Annotated in this window: 20 protein-coding genes; 18 read left to right on the top strand and 2 right to left on the bottom strand. The window is 33.3% G+C overall.

The genetic code is table 11. The annotated features are described in order from the left end of the window. The first annotated feature begins 289 nt into the window (after nt 1-289). From IRZ78_RS09935 to IRZ78_RS09870, 15 genes are all read left to right on the top strand, one after another. Nucleotides 290-1477, top strand: coding sequence for a hypothetical protein (locus IRZ78_RS09935; RefSeq protein ID WP_194616384.1), 1188 nt, complete (start codon nt 290-292; stop codon nt 1475-1477). Nucleotides 1478-1544: 67 nt separating this feature from the next. Next, nucleotides 1545-2090 (top strand): hypothetical protein, encoded by a 546-nt coding sequence (locus tag IRZ78_RS09930; protein ID WP_194616383.1) that lies wholly within the window; start codon nt 1545-1547, stop codon nt 2088-2090. Nucleotides 2091-2113: 23 nt separating this feature from the next. Beyond that, complete coding sequence (locus IRZ78_RS09925) at nt 2114-2824, top strand: hypothetical protein (protein ID WP_194616382.1); 711 nt, start codon at nt 2114-2116, stop codon at nt 2822-2824. Between the two features lie 217 nt (nt 2825-3041). Further along, the gene (locus IRZ78_RS09920; protein ID WP_194616381.1) at nt 3042-3368 is read left to right on the top strand and encodes a metalloregulator ArsR/SmtB family transcription factor; all 327 of its coding nucleotides are present in this window, start codon (nt 3042-3044) and stop codon (nt 3366-3368) included. Further along, nucleotides 3358-3858, top strand: a complete 501-nt coding sequence (locus IRZ78_RS09915; protein WP_194616380.1) for an SRPBCC domain-containing protein — start codon at nt 3358-3360, stop codon at nt 3856-3858. Before IRZ78_RS09920 ends, IRZ78_RS09915 begins: the two co-directional genes overlap by 11 nt. Before the next feature lie 50 nt (nt 3859-3908). Further along, nucleotides 3909-4409 (top strand): SRPBCC domain-containing protein, encoded by a 501-nt coding sequence (locus IRZ78_RS09910; protein ID WP_194616379.1) that lies wholly within the window; start codon nt 3909-3911, stop codon nt 4407-4409. Between the two features lie 169 nt (nt 4410-4578). Beyond that, entirely contained in the window at nt 4579-5808 is a 1230-nt protein-coding gene (locus tag IRZ78_RS09905; protein WP_194616378.1) for an autotransporter outer membrane beta-barrel domain-containing protein, read from the top strand. Between the two features lie 177 nt (nt 5809-5985). Further along, the gene (locus IRZ78_RS09900) at nt 5986-6549 is read left to right on the top strand and encodes an HD domain-containing protein (protein WP_194616377.1); all 564 of its coding nucleotides are present in this window, start codon (nt 5986-5988) and stop codon (nt 6547-6549) included. A gap of 67 nt (nt 6550-6616) precedes the next feature. Continuing rightward, nucleotides 6617-6949, top strand: a complete 333-nt coding sequence (locus IRZ78_RS26415) for an alpha/beta hydrolase-fold protein (protein ID WP_347349823.1) — start codon at nt 6617-6619, stop codon at nt 6947-6949. Then, nucleotides 6901-7488 carry an alpha/beta hydrolase-fold protein gene (locus IRZ78_RS09895; protein WP_347349822.1) on the top strand — a complete coding sequence of 196 codons (588 nt, stop codon included), beginning with the start codon at nt 6901-6903 and terminating at the stop codon, nt 7486-7488. Before IRZ78_RS26415 ends, IRZ78_RS09895 begins: the two co-directional genes overlap by 49 nt. A 40-nt stretch (nt 7489-7528) precedes the next feature. Beyond that, nucleotides 7529-8215: a GNAT family N-acetyltransferase gene (locus IRZ78_RS09890; RefSeq protein ID WP_194616376.1), complete on the top strand. Its 687-nt coding sequence runs from the start codon at nt 7529-7531 to the stop codon at nt 8213-8215. Nucleotides 8216-8872: 657 nt separating this feature from the next. After that, on the top strand, nt 8873-9241 hold the full coding sequence (locus IRZ78_RS09885) for a nuclear transport factor 2 family protein (RefSeq protein ID WP_194616375.1): 369 nt from the start codon (nt 8873-8875) through the stop codon (nt 9239-9241). Between the two features lie 589 nt (nt 9242-9830). Then, nucleotides 9831-10265 carry a GNAT family N-acetyltransferase gene (locus tag IRZ78_RS09880; protein WP_194616374.1) on the top strand — a complete coding sequence of 145 codons (435 nt, stop codon included), beginning with the start codon at nt 9831-9833 and terminating at the stop codon, nt 10263-10265. Nucleotides 10266-10301: 36 nt separating this feature from the next. Further along, nucleotides 10302-11375 (top strand): alanine/ornithine racemase family PLP-dependent enzyme, encoded by a 1074-nt coding sequence (locus IRZ78_RS09875; RefSeq protein WP_194616373.1) that lies wholly within the window; start codon nt 10302-10304, stop codon nt 11373-11375. 144 nt (nt 11376-11519) lie between these two features. Beyond that, nucleotides 11520-12215, top strand: a complete 696-nt coding sequence (locus tag IRZ78_RS09870; protein ID WP_194616372.1) for a DUF1963 domain-containing protein — start codon at nt 11520-11522, stop codon at nt 12213-12215. Between the two features lie 57 nt (nt 12216-12272). Here IRZ78_RS09870 and IRZ78_RS09865 read toward each other — a convergent pair whose 3' ends face one another. Next, the gene (locus tag IRZ78_RS09865) at nt 12273-12494 is read right to left on the bottom strand and encodes a hypothetical protein (RefSeq protein WP_194616371.1); all 222 of its coding nucleotides are present in this window, start codon (nt 12492-12494) and stop codon (nt 12273-12275) included. A 78-nt stretch (nt 12495-12572) separates the two neighbouring features. Further along, nucleotides 12573-13550: a Gfo/Idh/MocA family oxidoreductase gene (locus tag IRZ78_RS09860; RefSeq protein WP_194616370.1), complete on the bottom strand. Its 978-nt coding sequence runs from the start codon at nt 13548-13550 to the stop codon at nt 12573-12575. 129 nt (nt 13551-13679) lie between these two features. Here IRZ78_RS09860 and IRZ78_RS09855 point away from each other — a divergent pair, with 129 nt between their 5' ends. The 3 genes from IRZ78_RS09855 (at nt 13680) to IRZ78_RS09845 (ending at nt 19673) form a co-directional block, all read left to right on the top strand. After that, nucleotides 13680-16670 (top strand): amidohydrolase family protein, encoded by a 2991-nt coding sequence (locus tag IRZ78_RS09855; RefSeq protein WP_194616369.1) that lies wholly within the window; start codon nt 13680-13682, stop codon nt 16668-16670. A 39-nt stretch (nt 16671-16709) separates the two neighbouring features. Then, nucleotides 16710-18017, top strand: coding sequence for an amidohydrolase family protein (locus IRZ78_RS09850; protein ID WP_194616368.1), 1308 nt, complete (start codon nt 16710-16712; stop codon nt 18015-18017). A 339-nt stretch (nt 18018-18356) separates the two neighbouring features. Beyond that, nucleotides 18357-19673, top strand: a complete 1317-nt coding sequence (locus IRZ78_RS09845; protein ID WP_065448139.1) for an ammonium transporter — start codon at nt 18357-18359, stop codon at nt 19671-19673. The last annotated feature ends 181 nt before the right edge of the window (nt 19674-19854 follow it).

The following is a 19854-nucleotide window of genomic DNA, read 5'->3' as shown; positions in this document are numbered from 1 at the left end:
AGACCCACTGCTGTGCGTCTCCACTATCCAACTTCTTATAAAATACTAAATTTCTAACCTAGCCCCGATTACTTCACTAAACTATATTTTTAAACTTGTGTTCAGTGAACTTCATTTGAGCCGGTATCCTAGTATCCCGATGACTATAGGGAGAAGAGATAAAGGCGAAAGCGGGACGAATGGTCTTATGGAAACTGAAATTTCTGCTCCTGAAATTTAAAATTTACATTATCTGAATTCATCTAAAAACTGATATATTTACACCTTTAAAATCAATTGGTCTTTTAGGATGAAAAAAATTACTTTACTGCTTTCTATATTATTTTTAGCACTTTTCTCATGCGGTGTAAAAACCACTCAATCCTTGCTAAGCGACGGAAATTATGATGCTGCAATAGACCGCGCCGTAGAGGCATTGCGAACCAAAAAAGATTCGAAAGGAAAACAAGATTATGTGTTTTTGCTCGAAGAGGCTTTTGCAAAAGCAAAGGACAGGGACCTGCGCGATCTTGATTTGATGATTAAAGAAGCTACGCCAACAAATGCAGAGCGCGTTTACAATACGTATTTGCAATTGAATAACCGTCAGGAAAAAATCAGGCCTTTATTGCCGTTGCCGTTGTTAAAGCAGGGAAAAAATGCTTCGTTTGCTTTTGATAATTACTCCAACCAGATTGTGAGCAGTAAAATTGCACTTACAAAATATTTATACGAGAATGCTTCGGGGCTGTTGAAATCAAAAAATAAATTGGATTTTAGAAAGGCTTACGATGATTTTGCCTATTTAGAAAGTCTTAGTCCGAATTATAAGAATACCAAAAAACTGATGGAAGATGCACAGTTTAAAGGAACTGATTTTGTGGATGTATATGCCAAAAACGAAACCAATATGGTGATCCCGAAACAGCTTCAGGATGATTTATTGGATTTTAAAACCTACGGATTAAATGACAAATGGACGGTTTACCATAACCTGAGACAAAAAAATGTTACCTACGATTACAGTCTTGTAATCAATTTTAGACAAATTAATATTTCGCCGGAACAAATTAAGGAGAAAGAATTCATTAAAGAAAGACAGGTTAAAGATGGTGTAAAAACTCTTTTAGACAGTCGTGGAAGACCTGTAAGAGATAGTTTGGGCAAGGAAATAAAAGTGGATAACTACAGAATGCTTCGCGCGAATGTTTACGAGTTCAGGCAATTTAAATCTTGTCAGGTTACGGCGCAAATCGATTATATTGATGTAAAAACAAATCAGTTACTGCAATCTTTTCCAGTAGCGAGCGAATTTATTTTTGAGAATATTTATTCTACCTACAAAGGCGACAGGAGTGCTTGTGAGGACAATTATATGTCGTATTTTAATAAGCGCGCTGTGCCTTTCCCAAATAATGAGCAAATGGTTTTTGATACTGGAGAGGATTTAAAAGCGAGGGTTAAAAATATTATTATCAGCAATAAATTTAGGGGATAATCAATACCTTCTTTCAATTTATTGCTGATCTTAAAAAAACAAAGCCTAATTCATTCAAGAAATAATTATGAAATTTAGAATTCTCATACTTACGGCAATACTATTGGTTTGCTGCAAAAAAGAAGAAAAAACAAAACCTGAACTACAAGCTGTAAAAACCGACAGCATAAAAAAAACAATCGAGAATAAAAATAATGCTGACACAATTGTGATCTCGACAAAACATAAGGTAAATAAAATTGTCTGTGATCTTGACGGAGATAATTTCAATGAAACTGTCGAAATTGTACGAAGTACCAAAAGCGGAAAAAGCGGTTTGAGAATAACATTTGGCAACGGAAATAAAACAGATTATTTAGGCTTAGGAAATAACATTTTGCACCAGGGTTTTGATGAAATTGACTGGGTAGGAATATTCGAAAAAGCACCTAAAAATGAACTTTACTGGAACAATGTAAATGATGATGGCGAAATAATGGCCGACGAAGAAATCAAGGAAGAAGACAAAATAAAACTCCTCAATGACGGAATATACATTCATGCAGAAGAAAGCTGTGGCGGCGGAGTAATTTATCTGAAAGATGGAAAATACGAATGGATTCAGCAGGAATAAATCAACTTTTTAAAAACTTTTCTATGAAGAATATTACCATTTTATGCCTGCTAATTATTATTTTTTCGAGCTGTAAATCAGATAAAAAAGATTCCGTAAAAGAATCTGAAACCTCAGCATTAACAGAATCTAAAGAATATCCTTTGGTCGTAAATAAAATTGACTCGACTCAGTTTCCAGCTTCTATAAAATACGAAGGTTTTATAAAAAATGCTGTTCGCTGGAAAGATAAATCCGGAGAAAATATTGTCATTACAAGTGAAACCGGAATCTACAGAAATGAAAAACTGAAACATGAATTTGAAGATAGTATTGATGCTGAATTATATGCTTATCATTTTATACTATCAAATAATGAAGCCACCCAAACCTGGAGAGTGAAGGATTTTATTGCCGATTGTCCTGTTGATATTACTGCTTCTTTTGTCAAAAATACTTTTAAAATCACCGACTTAAATAAAAACGGAATTGCCGAAGTATGGCTTATGTATAAAACTGTTTGCCATGGGGATGTGAGTCCTTCTAATATGAAAATAATCATGTACGAAGGAAATAGTAAATATGCCATGCGCGGAGAAAATAAGGTTCAAGTAGGAAGTGATGTAAACGATAAAGCATCTTTTATTGGCGGTGAATTTAAATTGGACGCCAACTTTAAAAATGGCCCGAAAGTATTCAAAGAATATGCTCAAAATTTGTGGAAAGAAAATCTCATGGAAAAATGGGATAACTAAAATATATCGAGTCAATTCTGGCACGCAAAATTCTGCATCGTTATTCACTTTTTCATTCCATTATTCTACATTTCAATACCATTAAAGACGTACTACAGTGCGTCTTTTTTTTGTTTAAATAAATCTATTTCAAAAAAATAACAAAAAAACATTACTCAAAACCAATACATTATGTACATTTGCAACTGATTGGTTGCTAATTAAAAATACGTTAAAAATGAAACGAGATATTTTTCAGGCTATTGCTGACCCAACCCGCAGGGCAATTTTAGTATTGGTTGCTACCAATGCATTAACTCCCAATGCTATTGCAGAGCAATTTAATACAACAAGACAGGCCGTTTCTAAACACATTAAAATCCTTAATGAATGCGACTTATTAGCCGAAAAAAAAATAGGCCGTGAGATCTATTATCAACTCAAAATAGACAAAATGAAAGAAGTTGACAAATGGATGGAACAGTTTAAAGCAATTTGGGAAAACCGTTTCAGTCAACTTGATCAGGTATTAATGAATCTAAAATCTAAAGAAAATGAAATCTAATCTTTTAATGAATTTTTCCGTGAACAAAGAAACCATCACGGTAAATATAAAACGTGAATTCAATGCATCGCTTTCACATGTTTGGTCGGCATGGACAGAGGCTGAAATTTTAGATCAATGGTGGGCTCCTGCCCCATTTAAATCTAAAACAAAACGTATGGATTTTTCAGAAGGTGGACATAGATTGTACGCTATGGTTGGCCCTGAAGATCAGGAACGATGGGGAATTCTTGATTATACTTCGATTTCTCCCAAAACCAATTTTAAATATTCTGCTACTTTTTGTGATTCTGAGGGTAATCCGGATTCAGTTTTTGGAAGTTCTTACTGGAGTGTCAATTTCTCTGAACAAGGAGATTCAGTAATTGTTGATATCGAAATTAAACGCGATAGCTTATCTGATTTAGAAAAAATAATCGAAATGGGCTTTAAAGAAGGATTTACAAGCACTATGGAAAGTTTGGATAAAATCCTTGAAGCAAAAAAATAAACAGCACAATAAGACAAGTAAAATAGTAATGAATTTAAAATTTTAAGAAAATGAAATCAAACTTATTAATGAATTTTACTGTAGACAAAGAAACCAGTACAGTAAATGTAAGACGCGAGTTTAATGCATCACTTGCCAATGTTTGGTCGGCCTGGACAGAACCTGAAGTTTTAGATCAATGGTGGGCTCCTGCCCCATGGAAATCTAAAACAAAACGCATGGAATTTAAAACAGGAGGTCAAAGACTCTACGCCATGGTTGGCCCCCAGGGCGAAGAACATTGGGCTTTGGCTGATTTTACTTCTATAACTCCAAAGACTAATTTTAAATATCTGGATGCTTTTTGCGATAGCGAAGGGAATTTAAACAAGGATTTTCCGCGTTCTGACTGGGATGTAAGTTTCTCAGAACAAGGCGCTACTACTTTTGTAGACATCGCCATTAAACATGAAAACCTATCGGATTTAGAGAAGATGATCGAAATGGGATTCAAAGAAGGCTTCACTATTGCTCTGGAAGGTCTGGACAAAATTTTTGCTTCGAAATCATAATATATTTCATCCCTTAACCAAGCTCAAAAAGATGCGTAAAATTCTATAATTTTCGCATCTTTTTTTTGGAATAAAACTAAAAAGAAACTTTTACGGTTTCCCGTAATGAAAACCAATTTTTACCCATTATATTTGGGCTTTAAAATATAAAAACAAACCCAAATTTTTAATGAAAAAACCAATTTTACTCCTTGTTCTTACCCTTTTTCTTAGTATTAATTGTTATTCGCAAGTAGTTTTCGAAAACGGATACTTTATAGATCCCACAAATAAAAAAACTGATTGTCTTATTGAAAATTTAGACTGGAAAAACACACCTCTTAATTTCAGATATAAACTTTCAGGAAGTGAAGATATCATTACAGCGGACCTCAAAGCCATAAAAGAGTTTGCCATTACAGGAGAAAGCAAATATATCAGAGTTCCCGTAAAAGTCGACCGATCTTCAAAATTCATAGAAGAAATGAGTACAGAAAAAAATCCGATTTTCAAGGAAGAAACCCTATTGCTAAAAGTACTTATTGAAGGGAAAGCATCTCTTTATATATATGACGAAGGAAGCTTAACTCGTTTTTTTTATAAAATTAATGATGGCGAAATAAAACAATTGGTGTACAAATCTTACTTGGTAAATGAAAATTCTTCTGTTGCCAAAAATAATTATTTCAGAGAACAACTTTTTATCGACCTGAAATGTGACAATATACTTCAAAGAGAATATGAAAATTTGAACTACGATCGCCGAAGTCTTTTAAAATTATTTGTAAAATACAATAAATGCAGTGATACGAATTTTACCGAATTTGAAAAAAAAGAAAAAAAAGATTTATTCAACTTAACTGTGAGACCCCGATTAAATAGCAGTTTATTATCAATGAGTAGCTCTAATGTAGATTTTTATAACGTGAAATTTGATTCTAAATCAAATATAGGTGTTGGACTTGAAGCAGAGTTTATTTTTCCATTTAACAGAAATAAATGGGCATTAATCGTAGAACCAACTTATCAGTATTATAAAAACGAAAAAACAAAAGAAACAACTTCGTTATTAGGAGGACAAGTAACAGCAAAAGTTGACTACAAGTCAATTGAATTACCAATAGGCTTGAGACATTACTTTTTCCTTAAAAATGATTCTAAGATATTTATAAATGCATCTTACCTAGCTGATTTTGCTTTAAATTCAAAAATTGAATTGTTTCGAAAAGATGGCTCATCAATAAATACTCTTGATATTAAATCCCGTAGTACTCTAGCTTTAGGAGTTGGCGGAAAGCTTCACGATAAGTACAGCATAGAACTCAGATATATAATTGACCGAAGTATTGTAAAAGATTACATCTTTGTCAATTCTTCATTTTCAACAGCATCACTGATACTAGGATATTCCTTTTTTTAGAAATGTTTTATATGGTCCCATTCTTTAAAGAATGGGATTTTTTTTTAAATCACAATCATTTCAAAATAGAGCCCTAAAATTAAATTAAATATTAATTTGTATTTTCGTGTAGCAAAAATATTTTATCCAAGTGCGAGTCTCGCAAACTGCAAAGTATTTATCTTTTGAAAAAATAATATGACCAACATACAGACGCTTTATCAAAAAGCAATAAAATTCGCTGCAAAAAGACACGCCGATATCAATCAATTAATTCCGGGAACGAACTTACCCTATGTTGTGCATTTAAGCAATGTAGCCATGGAAATTTTGATTGCTTCACAAAACACAAAAGAATTTAATGCTGAATTTGCGGTTCAGGTGGCATTACTTCACGATATTTTAGAAGATACAACTACCACATTTGAGGAACTTTCTCAGGAATTTAGTATCGAAATTGCTCAGGCTGTTTTAGCCTTGACAAAGAATGCAGAAATTCTAAAAGAAAACAGAATGACCGACAGCTTAAATCGTATCAAACAACTCTCCAAAGAAGTTTGGGCTGTAAAACTGGCCGATCGAATAACAAATCTACAAACGCCGCCACAACTTTGGGGAATAGAAAAAATTAGTGCATATCAAAAAGAAGCAATTCAGATAGCTGATGCCTTAAAAGGCAGTAACGCTTTTTTAGAAAAAAGACTTCAGCAAAAAATTGTCGATTATTTAGAGTATTGCATTACATCTCATAACCAAAACTAGACAAAAAAAATAAAATTTAATTTTTAAACCTGCTTTGAGAAATCATACTGGACATAAATACCTCAAAATGAATAAGATCATTGCCTTTATATTATTATTTTTCACCTCAACAATTTCCTTTAGTCAAACCAATACATCTAAATCAACAGCTACCAGCAAACCTTTTATATTAGGTGTTATAGACGAAATACAATCGAAAGAACTGGGCGAGAAAAGAATCCTGAACATTTATCTGCCTGATGGTTATAAACCGGAAGATGCAACAAAATATCCTGTAATTTATTTACTTGATGGCTCAGCCGATGAAGATTTTATTCACATTGCTGGTTTGGTACAATTCAATAGTTTTGAATGGGTGAATCAGGTTCCAAAATCAATTGTAGTGGGAATTGCAACTTAGACAGAAGAAGAGATTTCACTTTCCCCACAACGATCGAAAAAGATCAAAAACGTTTTGCCACTTCTGGACATTCAGATAAATTTATTGCTTTTATCGAAAAAGAATTACAGCCTTTTATCGATAAAAAATACAAAACAAATGAATCTAAAACCATTATAGGGCAATCGTTAGGCGGATTATTAGAAACTGAAATATTATTAAACAAACCAACGCTCTTTAATAAATACGTTATTGTGAGCCCAAGCATTTGGTGGAATAACGGTTCTATTTTAAATTTAGATAGTACAATTTTTCAGGAGAGTTTTAATCCAAAAACTGAGATTTATATCGCTGTTGGTAAAGAAGGCCTTACTCCTACCGAAATCCCGAGAGTGATGGAAGTAGATGCTAATTTACTAGCCGAAAAAATTAAGGCATCAAAAAGCAAAAACATAAAAGTTTATTTTGATTATTTCCCTCTCGAAAATCATGGCACTATTTTGCATCCGGCAGTTTCAAATTCTTTCAAATTCTTTTATCCAATAAAAGAAAAAGAATAAAAAGTATTTTAAGATTTATCGAAAGACAAAATTTACAACAATGAAAAGTATACAGGAAAATAAATTAGACAATCCGGTTTGGAATTCACTTTCAGAAATTCATAAAGGATTTGTCATCGATTATAAGGGAACCAAATTTTACAATCCCGATTATTGCCCTTTTGGAGGTTTTATAAATTCCCAAAGCACTTTAGATGCATCAGATCAATATGCAGTATCAGCAGAAAATTTCTTTATTGTTGGAGAAAAACCTCAAATAGCTAATTCACTAAAAATTGTAAAAGAATTAGTTTGCCTGCAAATGATTATTTACAATAAAATAGAACTATCAATAAATGAAGATATTGTAGAACTTACCCAAGAACATAATGATCAATTGGTGCATTTGGTCAACTTAGTGCAACCGGGATATTTTAAAAACAAAACTGCTTCATTAGGCAATTATCACGGGATTTTCAAAGAAAATCAATTGGTTGCCATAACAGGCGAGCGCATGAGGATGAATGATTTTACAGAAGTCAGTGCTATTATTACCCATCCCGATCATACGGGAAAAGGCTATGCAAAACAATTAATTGCTCATTGTGTCAATAACATTTTTAGCGAAAATAAAACTCCGTATTTACATGTAGTGGAAAGTAATATAGGAGCAATTGCCCTATATGAAAAACTGGGTTTTGTAACGAGAAGAAAAATGAGTTTTTGGAATATTTCTAAGAATCAGTAGAGTTATAGATTCAATAAAAAAGGAGCAGAAATTTGTTGTAGATTTCTGCTCCTTTTTTTATCTACTGGTATTAGGTATGGATCTCAAACCATGGCCTATACTTTATTTCAAGCAACATCAATTAAATATCCTGGTCTATAAATAATATTAGAGTTTTTGTGTTGGTAAAGCGCTTTATAATCCCGTAATTTAAGATAGAAAAATCGCTGAATCAATAGGCGCAAAACAGATTAATTAGTAATTTTATATCTCAATCTTAATACTTAAAATGATAAAAAAAAATATCATTATCTGTATAATTAGGAATCTCGGTAAGTGCTCAAACCGCTAATCAACTTATAGAAATGGCAATTGGTAAAATGGACTAAAAAAGGAAAAGAAAAAAATATTCAGCAATATTATAAAACAGATCAGCTTTACCAGGTTTTCAGGGAAAATGGGGATTTTGAAAGTTTGGTCAAAGATGAATCTCACAAAGCAAAATGAAAACTATCTAAGGACAATTCTGAACTTACCATTATGGCCATTTTAATGCCTGTAAAATTTTCTGTTGATTATTTTGATTCTAATAAACATACGCATTACAACCCCAGAGATAGGAACTTTTGAGTATAAAAAAGTCAGTGAATAAATTATTAACTCTTATTAGTTTTAGACATGACATTAAACAAACAAACTGTAAATGAATACATGGACGCTTTTAGAGTAAGCGATCATCAAAGAATACTTGCCTGTCTCACCGAGGATGTCATTTGGGAAATGCCGGGTATTTACCAACATATTGGTAAAGAAGCTTTTGATAAAGAAATTGAGAATGATAATTTTGTTGGAAGTCCTACCATTCAGATTATAAAATTGATAGAGCAAAATAATATTGTCATTGCAGAAGGTGCCGTGCAAGGTAATATGAAAAACGGAAATATACTGGATGCCGTTTTTTGTGATGTTTTTGAAATGGAAACAGGAAAAATAAAGAAGTTAACTTCGTATTTAATGTCCAGAAATGCCAGTTTAAAATTTGAATAAAATTAATCTTAATAACTGAAAAGATTCATCAAGTTTTCCACTAAAAGCAATGGATTATGACCCTGAGATTCTCACAGAATTTAACATGCGAAATACTTACCCACCCTCTTAAGGCTGCTGATGCACTGACTCTGAAACCTTACCCTTAAACCCTTGCAATTCTTCCAGCAAGAAAACGCCATTATAGCCCACCTGTTTTTTTTGCTAGGCTCAAGGCTACTTCCTGCATTCAGAACTGAAAAATTTAAAGAGTGTGATGCGATTGCGAAAAAAATGGCTCTCTTTAAATCTAAAGTAGCTACACACTTCAATATTAGCAGTTTCTTTAATGCTTTTAATTGAAAAAAAAACTCAAAACCGTACTGTTCGATATTTTTACAAACTAGAAATGATGAAATTTTTGGTAGCATAAAGGCTAAAAGGTAGCCTAACATTGCAATAAAACCAGTATTTATGCCTATCTTGCGAAAATATCATCGATTTCTGTTGATAATTTCGATTTCTAATCCTGGAAATCTTCTGCAATTGATTTTGCATCTTTTTAATAGCTGAAATTTACTATCAGCGTAAATAATCTAAAATTTAAAAAATGGAATTTAAATTAATTAATCCAATTTCTGGAGACGACACAACCTATACATCAAAAATAATTGCCACTTTTTTACATACCCATTTAGAACAATATGGAGACGAAATAGAAGATATTCTAAAAGCTATTGCTTATGCCATGAATCCTGATAAGGGCGGTAATATCGTTATTGGTTTGGAGGACGATAAAATTGTTGGAGCTGTAGTTTTAAACAATACCGGAATGAAGGATTATATTCCTGAAAACATTCTGGTTTATATTGCTGTTGACAATTCTGAAAGGGGAAAAGGTTATGGGAAAAAACTAATGGAAAAAGCAATTTCTGTAGTCGAAGGAAATATTGCGCTACATGTAGAACCGGACAATCCTGCGAAAGGATTATATGAAAAACTGGGCTTTACAAATAAATATCTCGAAATGCGTTTAGTAAGATAATCGCAAATTCACTAATTCAATAAAAAATAAAGCCTAATGGCATTCATAAAATTATATAGAAAGAAATTAAAAGAAAACTACAACTTCCTGGATTCAATTTTTGAATCTAAAAATATTCAATGGGGAGTTGTCTCCAAACTTTTATGTGGAAACAAATTGTACTTAAAAGAGATTATCTCATTGGGAGTTAAAGAAATACATGATTCAAGAGTTAGTAATCTAAAGAAAATTAAAGCTCTCGATCCTAGTATTCAGACTGTATATATAAAACCGCCTGCTAAACGAAGTATCGCTAATATTGTAAGATATGCCGATGTAAGTTTTAATACTGAATTCTATACGATTCAACTCCTTTCAGAAGAAGCCCAAAAGCAAAACAAAGTGCATAAAATCATTATTATGATCGAAATGGGAGATTTGCGAGAAGGCGTTATGGGCGAAGATTTAATCGAATTTTACGGTAAAATTATTAGTATGCCCAACATCGAAATTCGGGGAATTGGCACGAATTTAAATTGCCTTAGCGGCGTGATGCCAACCCAGGATAAGCTAATACAATTGAGTTTGTACAAACAACTTATTGAGGCTAAATTTAATATTACAATTCCGTGGGTTTCTGGCGGGACATCTGTTGCTATACCTTTACTTTTAAAGAATGCCCGACCAATGGCTGTAAATCATTTTCGAATTGGTGAAGCATTGTTTTTTGGAAAGGATTTATTTACCGGAGAAACTATCAAAGGTATGCATAATGACGTCTTTAAACTTTTTGCTGAAATTATCGAGATAACCGAAAAACCGGACGTACCAACTGGAGAGCTAGGTGAAAATGTGGCTGGAAATAGTTTTTCTATGCAAGAAATCGAGAACTTTGGAGGAACCTCATTACGCGCTATTCTAGATGTTGGATTACTGGACATGCAACCGCAGTATCTGGAAGCTGTCGATGAGAACATCACAATCGTAGATGCCAGTTCTGATATGCTGGTAATTGACATTTCATCTTCAACACAAAAATATAAAGTGGGTGATTTAATCTCTTTTAATATTAAATACATGGGCGCTTTGTACTTGCTGAATTCAAATTATATTGATAAAAATATCGAGTAAAAGAAGATCAACATTTTAATTGCAAATTATCTTCATTGCAAATCATAGATTTATAATCGAGAAAAGAGCGGGTTTGCGGTTTTTTATTACATTTAAAACTGTTATTTAAATAATTATTAATTTCTCTTTTATAAAACGAAGATGATGGATGAAACTCAAATAAAATTAACCCTTGCAAAAAAAGCAACCGAATTTGTATCTGGTGGATTTAAACCAACAAACTCAATTTCAGAAAGCTGGATTGGAAGAGTCTATCTATATCACGAAAATGAAGAGATCCCTTTAGATAATGATAGTGAATTGATGCTTCCCCTTTTTCAATTATGCTTAAATCAATTGCCTTTTGTCCCTAAAATTTTAGAAGAAACTAAAATCATTACCGTTTTCATTTCTAAAAAATTCCCAATGGACTTAACTCCTAATGGAAATAATTGGGTTTTACGTGAATATAAAAGCGTAGATAATGTTGTAGTTAAGGATTTAAAAAATGATACTTCATTTATAAAACCTTTTCCTTTATCAAATAGACTTATTGAAGAAGATTATCCGGTTTGGGAAGACCCTGAAATACCAGATGACATATCAGATAAAATCAATGAACTTGAAGACTCAGGAATTATTGATTCTTATTACGATATTATCCAAAACAATTATAGCCACAAAATTGGCGGTTATCCAACATATTGTCAATCCGGAATTGATTTTGGAGAAGATTTTGAATTTGTTTTCCAAATTGCTTCCGATCAAAAAGCGAATTTAAATATTGTAGACAGCGGAAATATTTATTTAGCCAAAAATAGAAAGACCCAACAATGGGTGTTTTATTGTGATTTTTATTAAAATAAATAAAGTGTTCGATTAAGAAAAATTCAATCCAATTTCAAGCTGTTTTTAATGCTACCATATTACTTCAATAGAATTAACTCTTTTTTCTAATTCTTTATAAAGATTTGCTTTATATACTAATAAGTCTTGATAACCTTCACTTTTCTTAAAATCAACAGCACCACTTTTTTTAGATGACTTCTTTAAACTTTTTATTTTCATCTCATTAAAGTCATAAGCAGCTTTTAAATCGGCAATACTTAAATCTTGCATTTTTGTAATTTTGAAACTCATTTTATTTATTTAAAGTTTACTTGTAAATGTATTATTTATTATTCTGAAGAAATTTATTCTTTTTTGAATAGAATCGTATTAAGAAAAATTCACCCCAATCTGATTTTTAATATCCTGGACAATCTTACTCAAATCCAGACTATTCTGATGTGACCAAAGCTTACTTTCGATTTGGTTGTTTCTAATGCAATTATGGCATTCAATTGCTTCATGCGTATATCCTATGCCTGAGTTTGGTAAACTAAAAGTTTCTTCTTTATTATTTTTAGAAACAGAATAGCCATCAGCAATATACCATGGAGAATTGAGCTGAATATGACCTTTTGTCCCGCTTATAGTTGCTTTCATATCAGATTCAGAAACTATCGAAGCATGCAAAATCGATTGTGCATTTTCATAGTGCAATATCATGGAAGTTTGCAAATCGATTCCGTTTTTATTACAAATAGATTTTGCCATAATTTCTTTTGGCATACCTAATAATAAATAAGACAGGAATAACGGATATACGCCAATATCAAATAAAGCTCCTCCGCCAAGATTTTTATCAAAAAGTCTGCCTCCCTGTTTTTCATCTGCATAAAAAGCAAAATCGGCTTTAATGGATTTGATATCACCAATTACTCCCTGGTTTACTTTTTCTAAAACCTCTTTAACTGACGGAATAAATCGTGTCCAGAATGCCTCCATAAAAAACTTATTGTGTTTTCTTGAAGCTTCAATCATTCGCATTGCATCTTTAGTAGAAAGCGACAGTGGCTTTTCGCATAAAACATGTTTTCCGTTTTCTAGTGCTTTTATAGATAATTCGGCATGGGAATCATGTGGAGTTGCAATGTAGATGATATCGATCTGATCGTCCAGAAAAAGCGCCTGATAAGAATCGTAGGATTTTGCGCAATTGTACTTTTTGGCAAACTCAATTGCTTTATTATGGTCTCTGGAAGCTACTGCAAATAATGCTGCATCTTGCAATAACAATAAATCGGTGGCAAATTGATTTGCAATGTTTCCCAGGCCAATAATACCCCATTTTATTTTATTATCGTCTTTCATATTATTCTATAAGAGCTACTTATCAAGGGTTTAATTAAAATGTAATGTAAATAAAGAAAAAACATTTATAAAAATAAATCATAGACAACATATATTTCATAATTTTAGCAACAAATTTGCAAATTAACTATGAAAAAAGCCCTACTCTTACTCTTTTTGAGCGTTTTTTTAACAAAAACATATGCTCAGGATTATTTCCCTATTAATGAAAGTGTGCAAAACAAAAACAAAAATTACACTGTTTTTACAAATGCCACCATTTATGTTACGCCAACTCAAAAAATCGAAAAAGGAACTTTACTTGTTCAGGATGGTAAAGTTGTTGCAGTTGGCAATACTGTCACCATTCCTAAAAACAGTATTACGATCGATCTTGAAGGAAAAACAATTTATCCTTCCTTTATTGATATCTACACAAGTTTTGGAATTGAAAAACCAAAAAGCAATTTAGGCCGTTTCCGCGATCCTTTGTATGATACAAAAAGAGTGGGTTATTATTGGAATGAAAGCGTTAGACCGGAAATAAACACTTATGAGACTTTTAAGTACGACCAGCCTAAAGCCGAAGAATTACTAAAAGCTGGCTTTGGAGTTGTTGGAACGCATATTGCTGACGGAATTGCTCAGGGAACCGGAATTTTGGTTGCCCTGAATAATACTGAAAACAGTAAACAAATTATTGCCAGTAAAATTACCAATCACCTTGCTTTTTCGAGAAGCGTTCTAACAAATCAGGCTTATCCGAGTTCATTAATGGGTATGATGGCTTTGCTGCGTCAAATGTATCTGGATCTGGATTGGTACAAAAAAGGAAATTCTGATACTAAAGATTTATCACTAGAAGCTTTGGCAAATAACGAAAAGCTGGTTCAAATCTTTACAACAGAAGACAAATTAAACAGTTTGAGAGCGGCTAAAATTGCTAAGGAATTTGGTTTAAACTATATTCTAAAAGGCAGTGGAAATGAGTTTGAAAGAATCGACGAAATCAAAAATACGAATGCTAAATTTATCATCCCGGTAAGTTTTCCCGAAGCTTATGATGTTTCAAATCCATATTTATCAAATCAAATCGAATTGACCGATATGCGTTTTTGGAATCAGGCGCCATCAAACCTAAAAATATTATCTGATAATGGTGTTGTTTTTGCCCTTACGACAGACAAACTAAAAAAGACCGAAGACTTTAAACCTAATTTATTAAAAGCCATTAAATATGGTTTTGATAAAACAAAAGCTTTAGAAGCCCTCACTACAATTCCGGCTGCAATTCTTGGAAAAAGCAATGAAATTGGAAGTTTAAAAACTGGAAGTTATGCCAATTTTGTCATTACCTCAGGTGAAATCTTTGACGAAAAAACAGTTTTATACGAAAACTGGGTTCAGGGAACTAAATATGTTGTAAATGATATTAATTCAAAAGACATTCGCGGCAACTACAATTTAACGGTTGGAAAAGATAGCTACAAATGGAAAATTGAAGGAACTGCTAATGCTCCAAAATCTGAAATAACTACTCTTGACGATAAAAAAGTAAACAGCACTTTTGCGGTTTCTAAAAATTGGATTTCCCTTTTAATTAAACCTGCAGATACTATCAAAGCTAACTTTACCCGTTTGACAGGATTTATAGAAAAACCGGAAAGTTTATCGGGAAAAGCGGTTTTTGCAAACGGAGATGAACTAGTTTGGACAGCTTTAAAAACAAGTGCATTTGTTGCTGTAAAAGATACTGTAAAACCAGAAAAACCAAATCCTGTTCTACCTGTAACTTACCCGAACGTGGCCTTTGGTGATGCTAAAAAACTAACGGCTCAGACCTTATTGTTTAAAAATGCTACAGTTTGGACAAATGAAAAAGAAGGTGTTTTAACCCAAACGGATGTTTTAATTAAAAACGGAAAAATTGCTGCTGTTGGTAAAAATCTTTCAGATGCATCTGCTAGTGTTATTGATGCCAAAGGCAAACATATTACCAGCGGAATTATCGATGAGCACTCGCATATCGCTATATCTAAGGGTGTAAACGAAATGGGGCACAACTCTACTGCCGAAGTTACAATTCAGGATGTTGTGAATTCTGAAGATATTAATATTTACAGGGATCTTGCCGGAGGGGTCACCATCTCTCAATTGTTACACGGATCTGCAAACCCTATTGGCGGACGTTCTGCAATTGTAAAATGGAAATGGGGAGCTTCTCCAGACGAAATGTTATACAAAAACCAACCCAAGTTTATCAAATTTGCTTTGGGAGAAAACGTAAAACAAGCCAATTGGGGAATTGATAATCCTACTCGTTTTCCTCAGACCAGAATGGGTGTTGAACAGGTTTTTACCGATTATTTTCAACGTGCAAAAGAATATGACGAAAGCTGGAAAAAATTCAACGCCGGATCGAAAAAAGGAAAAGCGCCAAGAGTTGATTTAGAACTACAGACTATTGCTGAAATCATCAATAAAGAACGTTTTATTACCTGTCACTCTTATGTAGAATCAGAGATTTTGATGCTTATGAATGTTACAGAGAAATTCAATTTTAAAGTAAACACTTTTACCCATATTCTTGAAGGTTATAAAGTAGCTGATAAAATGAAAGAACACGGAGTTGGAGCTTCGACTTTCTCTGACTGGTGGGCATATAAATTTGAAGTAAATGATGCAATTCCGTTCAACGGGCCAATTATGCACAACCAAGGATTGGTCGTAGCCTATAACTCTGATGATGCCGAAATGTCCAGAAGATTGAATCAGGAAGCTGCAAAAGCAGTAAAATACGGAAATATTTCCGAGGAAGATGCCTGGAAATTTGTAACGCTGAATCCTGCCAAATTATTACATATTGATGATAAAGTAGGAAGCCTTAAAGTAGGTAAAGATGCTGATGTTGTAATATGGAGCGAGAATCCTTTATCTATTTATGCTAAAGCCGAAAAAACAATTATTGAAGGTGTTGTTTATTTTGATATTGAAAAAGATGCCCAAAAACAATTGGCTATTACCAAAGAAAGAAGCTTGCTCATTGGGCAAATGCTACAAGAAAAAAACAAAGGCATGAGCACGCAACAACCTACAAAAAAGGAAAAAACAGAATATCACTGTGATACTTTAGAACAATAATTAAGGTGTTATAATTCGAAAAGATTAAAAAAAGACAATATGATACATAAAAACATCTATATAATGCTGCTCGCAGTTTGCGCTTCGGTACAAATAAAAGCACAACAAATACCGGCACCAAAACAAACTAAATCGGTTTTAATTTTAAATGCCACTGCACATTTAGGCAACGGAACTGTTATTGAAAATAGTGCAATTGGTTTTAAGGATGGGAAAATTACCTTAGTGGCCGATGCAACAACCATAAGACTTGCTGCCAATGCTTATGACACTACTATTGATGCCAGGGGAAAACATGTTTACCCGGGATTCATAGTTCCAAATGCAACACTGGGCTTGGTAGAAATTGACGCTGTAAAATCATCAGACGATCAGGAAGAAATTGGTAGTTTTAACCCAAATGTGAGAAGTATTATTGCTTATAATTCAGAATCGAAAGTAGTAGAAACCGTACGTCCAAATGGTATTTTAATTGCTCAGATTACACCACGTGGAGGAAGAATTTCAGGAACTTCTTCAGTAGTACAATTGGATGCATGGAGCTGGCAGGATGCAATCTTAAAAGAAAACGATGGAATTCATCTTAATTTTCCATCGAACTTTAAAAGATCAGGATCATGGTTTGAACCCGGAATAATCGAGGCAAATAAAGATTACCCTAAACAGGTTGAAGAAATCGCTGCGTTTCTAATCAATTCAAAAGCATACAATCAGGCTTCTTCCAAAGAAAGAAATGTAGTTTTAGAAGCTACAAAAGGTATTTTTGACGGAACTCAAACACTTTATATTCACGCCGACGAAGAAAAACAGATTGTAGATGCAATACAATTGGCCGTTGACAACCAGATCAAAAAGATTGTTATCGTTGGAGGATTCGAAGCTTATAAATCAGCAGATGTATTGCAAAAATACAATGTTGGTGTTTTACTAAGACGTGTTCACGATATGCCAACAAGTGACGACCAGGATGTAAATCTTCCCTACAAAATGGCTAAAATACTAACTGATAAAGGTATTGTGGTAGGCCTTGAAAACAGCGGCGATCACGAACGTATGAGTGTAAGAAACCTTCCGTTCCTTGCAGGAACCTGTGCAGCTTTTGGTCTTGACAAAGAAAAAGCACTACAGCTTATTACTTCAAATACAGCAAAATTATTAGGTATCGATGCTACTTGCGGTACACTGGAAACAGGCAAAGACGCTACATTATTTATCTCTGATGGTGATGCACTGGATATGAGAACAAATAAATTAACGAGCGCCTTTATTCAGGGAAGATCAATTAATTTAGAAACTTTTCAAACCAAACTCAGCGATAAATTCAAAGCGAAATACAACCAGAAATAAGTAAATTCTTTTCTATAAAAAAGGCATCATTTGAGAAATTCATTTGATGCCTTTTTTATTTAAAATTATCACCATTCTGATCAAATCTTTAAATAGTTGAACATAATTACTCTTAAATTTAAAATTATTCTTTCATTTTTCTGTTAATAAAATCTTCCCCGAGGCAAATTTTGATGTTTCTCATTAATAAATTATAAATTTTAAGTTCATTTTAACAAATACACGCAAAATACAGGGGGTTAAATTCTAAAATTAACAAAAATTAAACATCTGACTCTATTTTTCATAGGGGTGTCAATTGATTTTATACTTTTATAAAAAATTTAAAACTAAATAACTATGCGAAAAATTATTTTAAGTGTGATCCTTATCACTATTTTGGTACTAACCTTTATATCCAACTTTATCCTGTCTGATAATCCTATTCCGGCAGAGGCTGTAAAGTTTGACACAGGAGATACAGCTTGGATGATCGTAGCAACTGCGTTTGTATTGCTTATGACACCAGGACTAGGATTTTTCTACGGAGGAATGGTAGGTAAGAAAAACGTTATCAGTACAATGCTTCAAAGTTTCATGGCAATGGTAATTGTTACTATTTTATGGGTTGTTGTTGCTTTCGGATTGGCTTTTGGTCCTACTATTGGAGGAATCATCGGAAATCCATCTACTAATTTATTCTTTGAAGGTGTTGGCACTAACACTGCATGGAGTCTTGCCCCAACTATTCCCTTTATGTTATTTGCATTGTTTCAGGCAAAATTTGCCATCATCACACCTGCATTAATCACTGGTGCATTTGCAGAGCGTGTACGTTTCTGGGCATACTTATTATTCATGGTTTTATTTATCTTACTTATATATGCTCCTTTAGCACACATGACCTGGCATCCCGATGGAGTTTTCTTTAAAATGGGAGTATTAGACTTTGCCGGAGGAACAGTTGTGCATATGAGTGCTGGCTGGGCTGCATTGGCCGGAGCAATCTTCTTAGGAAAAAGAAAAATTCAAAAAGTGAATCCTGCCAGAATTACTTATGTATTATTAGGTACAGGTTTACTTTGGTTCGGATGGTTTGGTTTCAACGCAGGTTCTGCACTTGGAGCAAACGGCTTGGCTGTACAGGCTTTAGGAACTACAACTGTTGCAGCTGCTGCAGCTGCTATGGCATGGGTTTTCCTTGATAAAATCATCGGACATAAATTATCTGCACTTGGTGCATGTATCGGAGCTGTGGTAGGCCTTGTTGCTATTACACCTGCCGCAGGTTTCGTTAGTATTCCTCACGCAATTTTCATCGGAGCTTTCTCTGCAATTGTTAGTAACCTAGTAGTGAGTAAATTCCCTAAAGGTAAAATTGATGATGCATTAGATGTTTTTGCTTGCCACGGTGTTGGTGGTATGGTAGGAATGCTATTAACAGGAGTTTTTGCTTCTAAAGCAATTAATCCTGCTGTTGGAGATAATCAAGGTTTGATTTTCGGAACTCCAACTTTATTCATCAACCAGTTAACTGCTCTGGTAATCGTTTCAATCTTCGCTTTCGTAGGTTCTTACATCTTGTTCTTTGTTGTAAATAAAATTACACCTCTAAGAGTTACTGAAGAAAAAGAAGAATTAGGATTAGACATCTCTCAACACGGAGAATTTTTATAAAAAAACAAACCAAAACCAAAACCTAGCCAAAATTGAAAAAGCACTCTGAGTCTGACTTAGAGTGCTTTTTGCTTTTAAGCATTTCTTTAGATTAAGGAGATAGAAGAAAGAAAATTGAACATAGATTGTAGAATGTATATCTGCGATTGTGGATTTACAGTATACATAAAAAAGCACTCTA

Origin of the sequence: Flavobacterium sp. CSZ (assembly GCF_015350725.1) — a bacterium.
Taxonomy (GTDB): domain Bacteria; phylum Bacteroidota; class Bacteroidia; order Flavobacteriales; family Flavobacteriaceae; genus Flavobacterium.
Note: the sequence above shows the minus strand (reverse complement) of the source record. Positions and strands in the feature narration are given on the sequence as shown.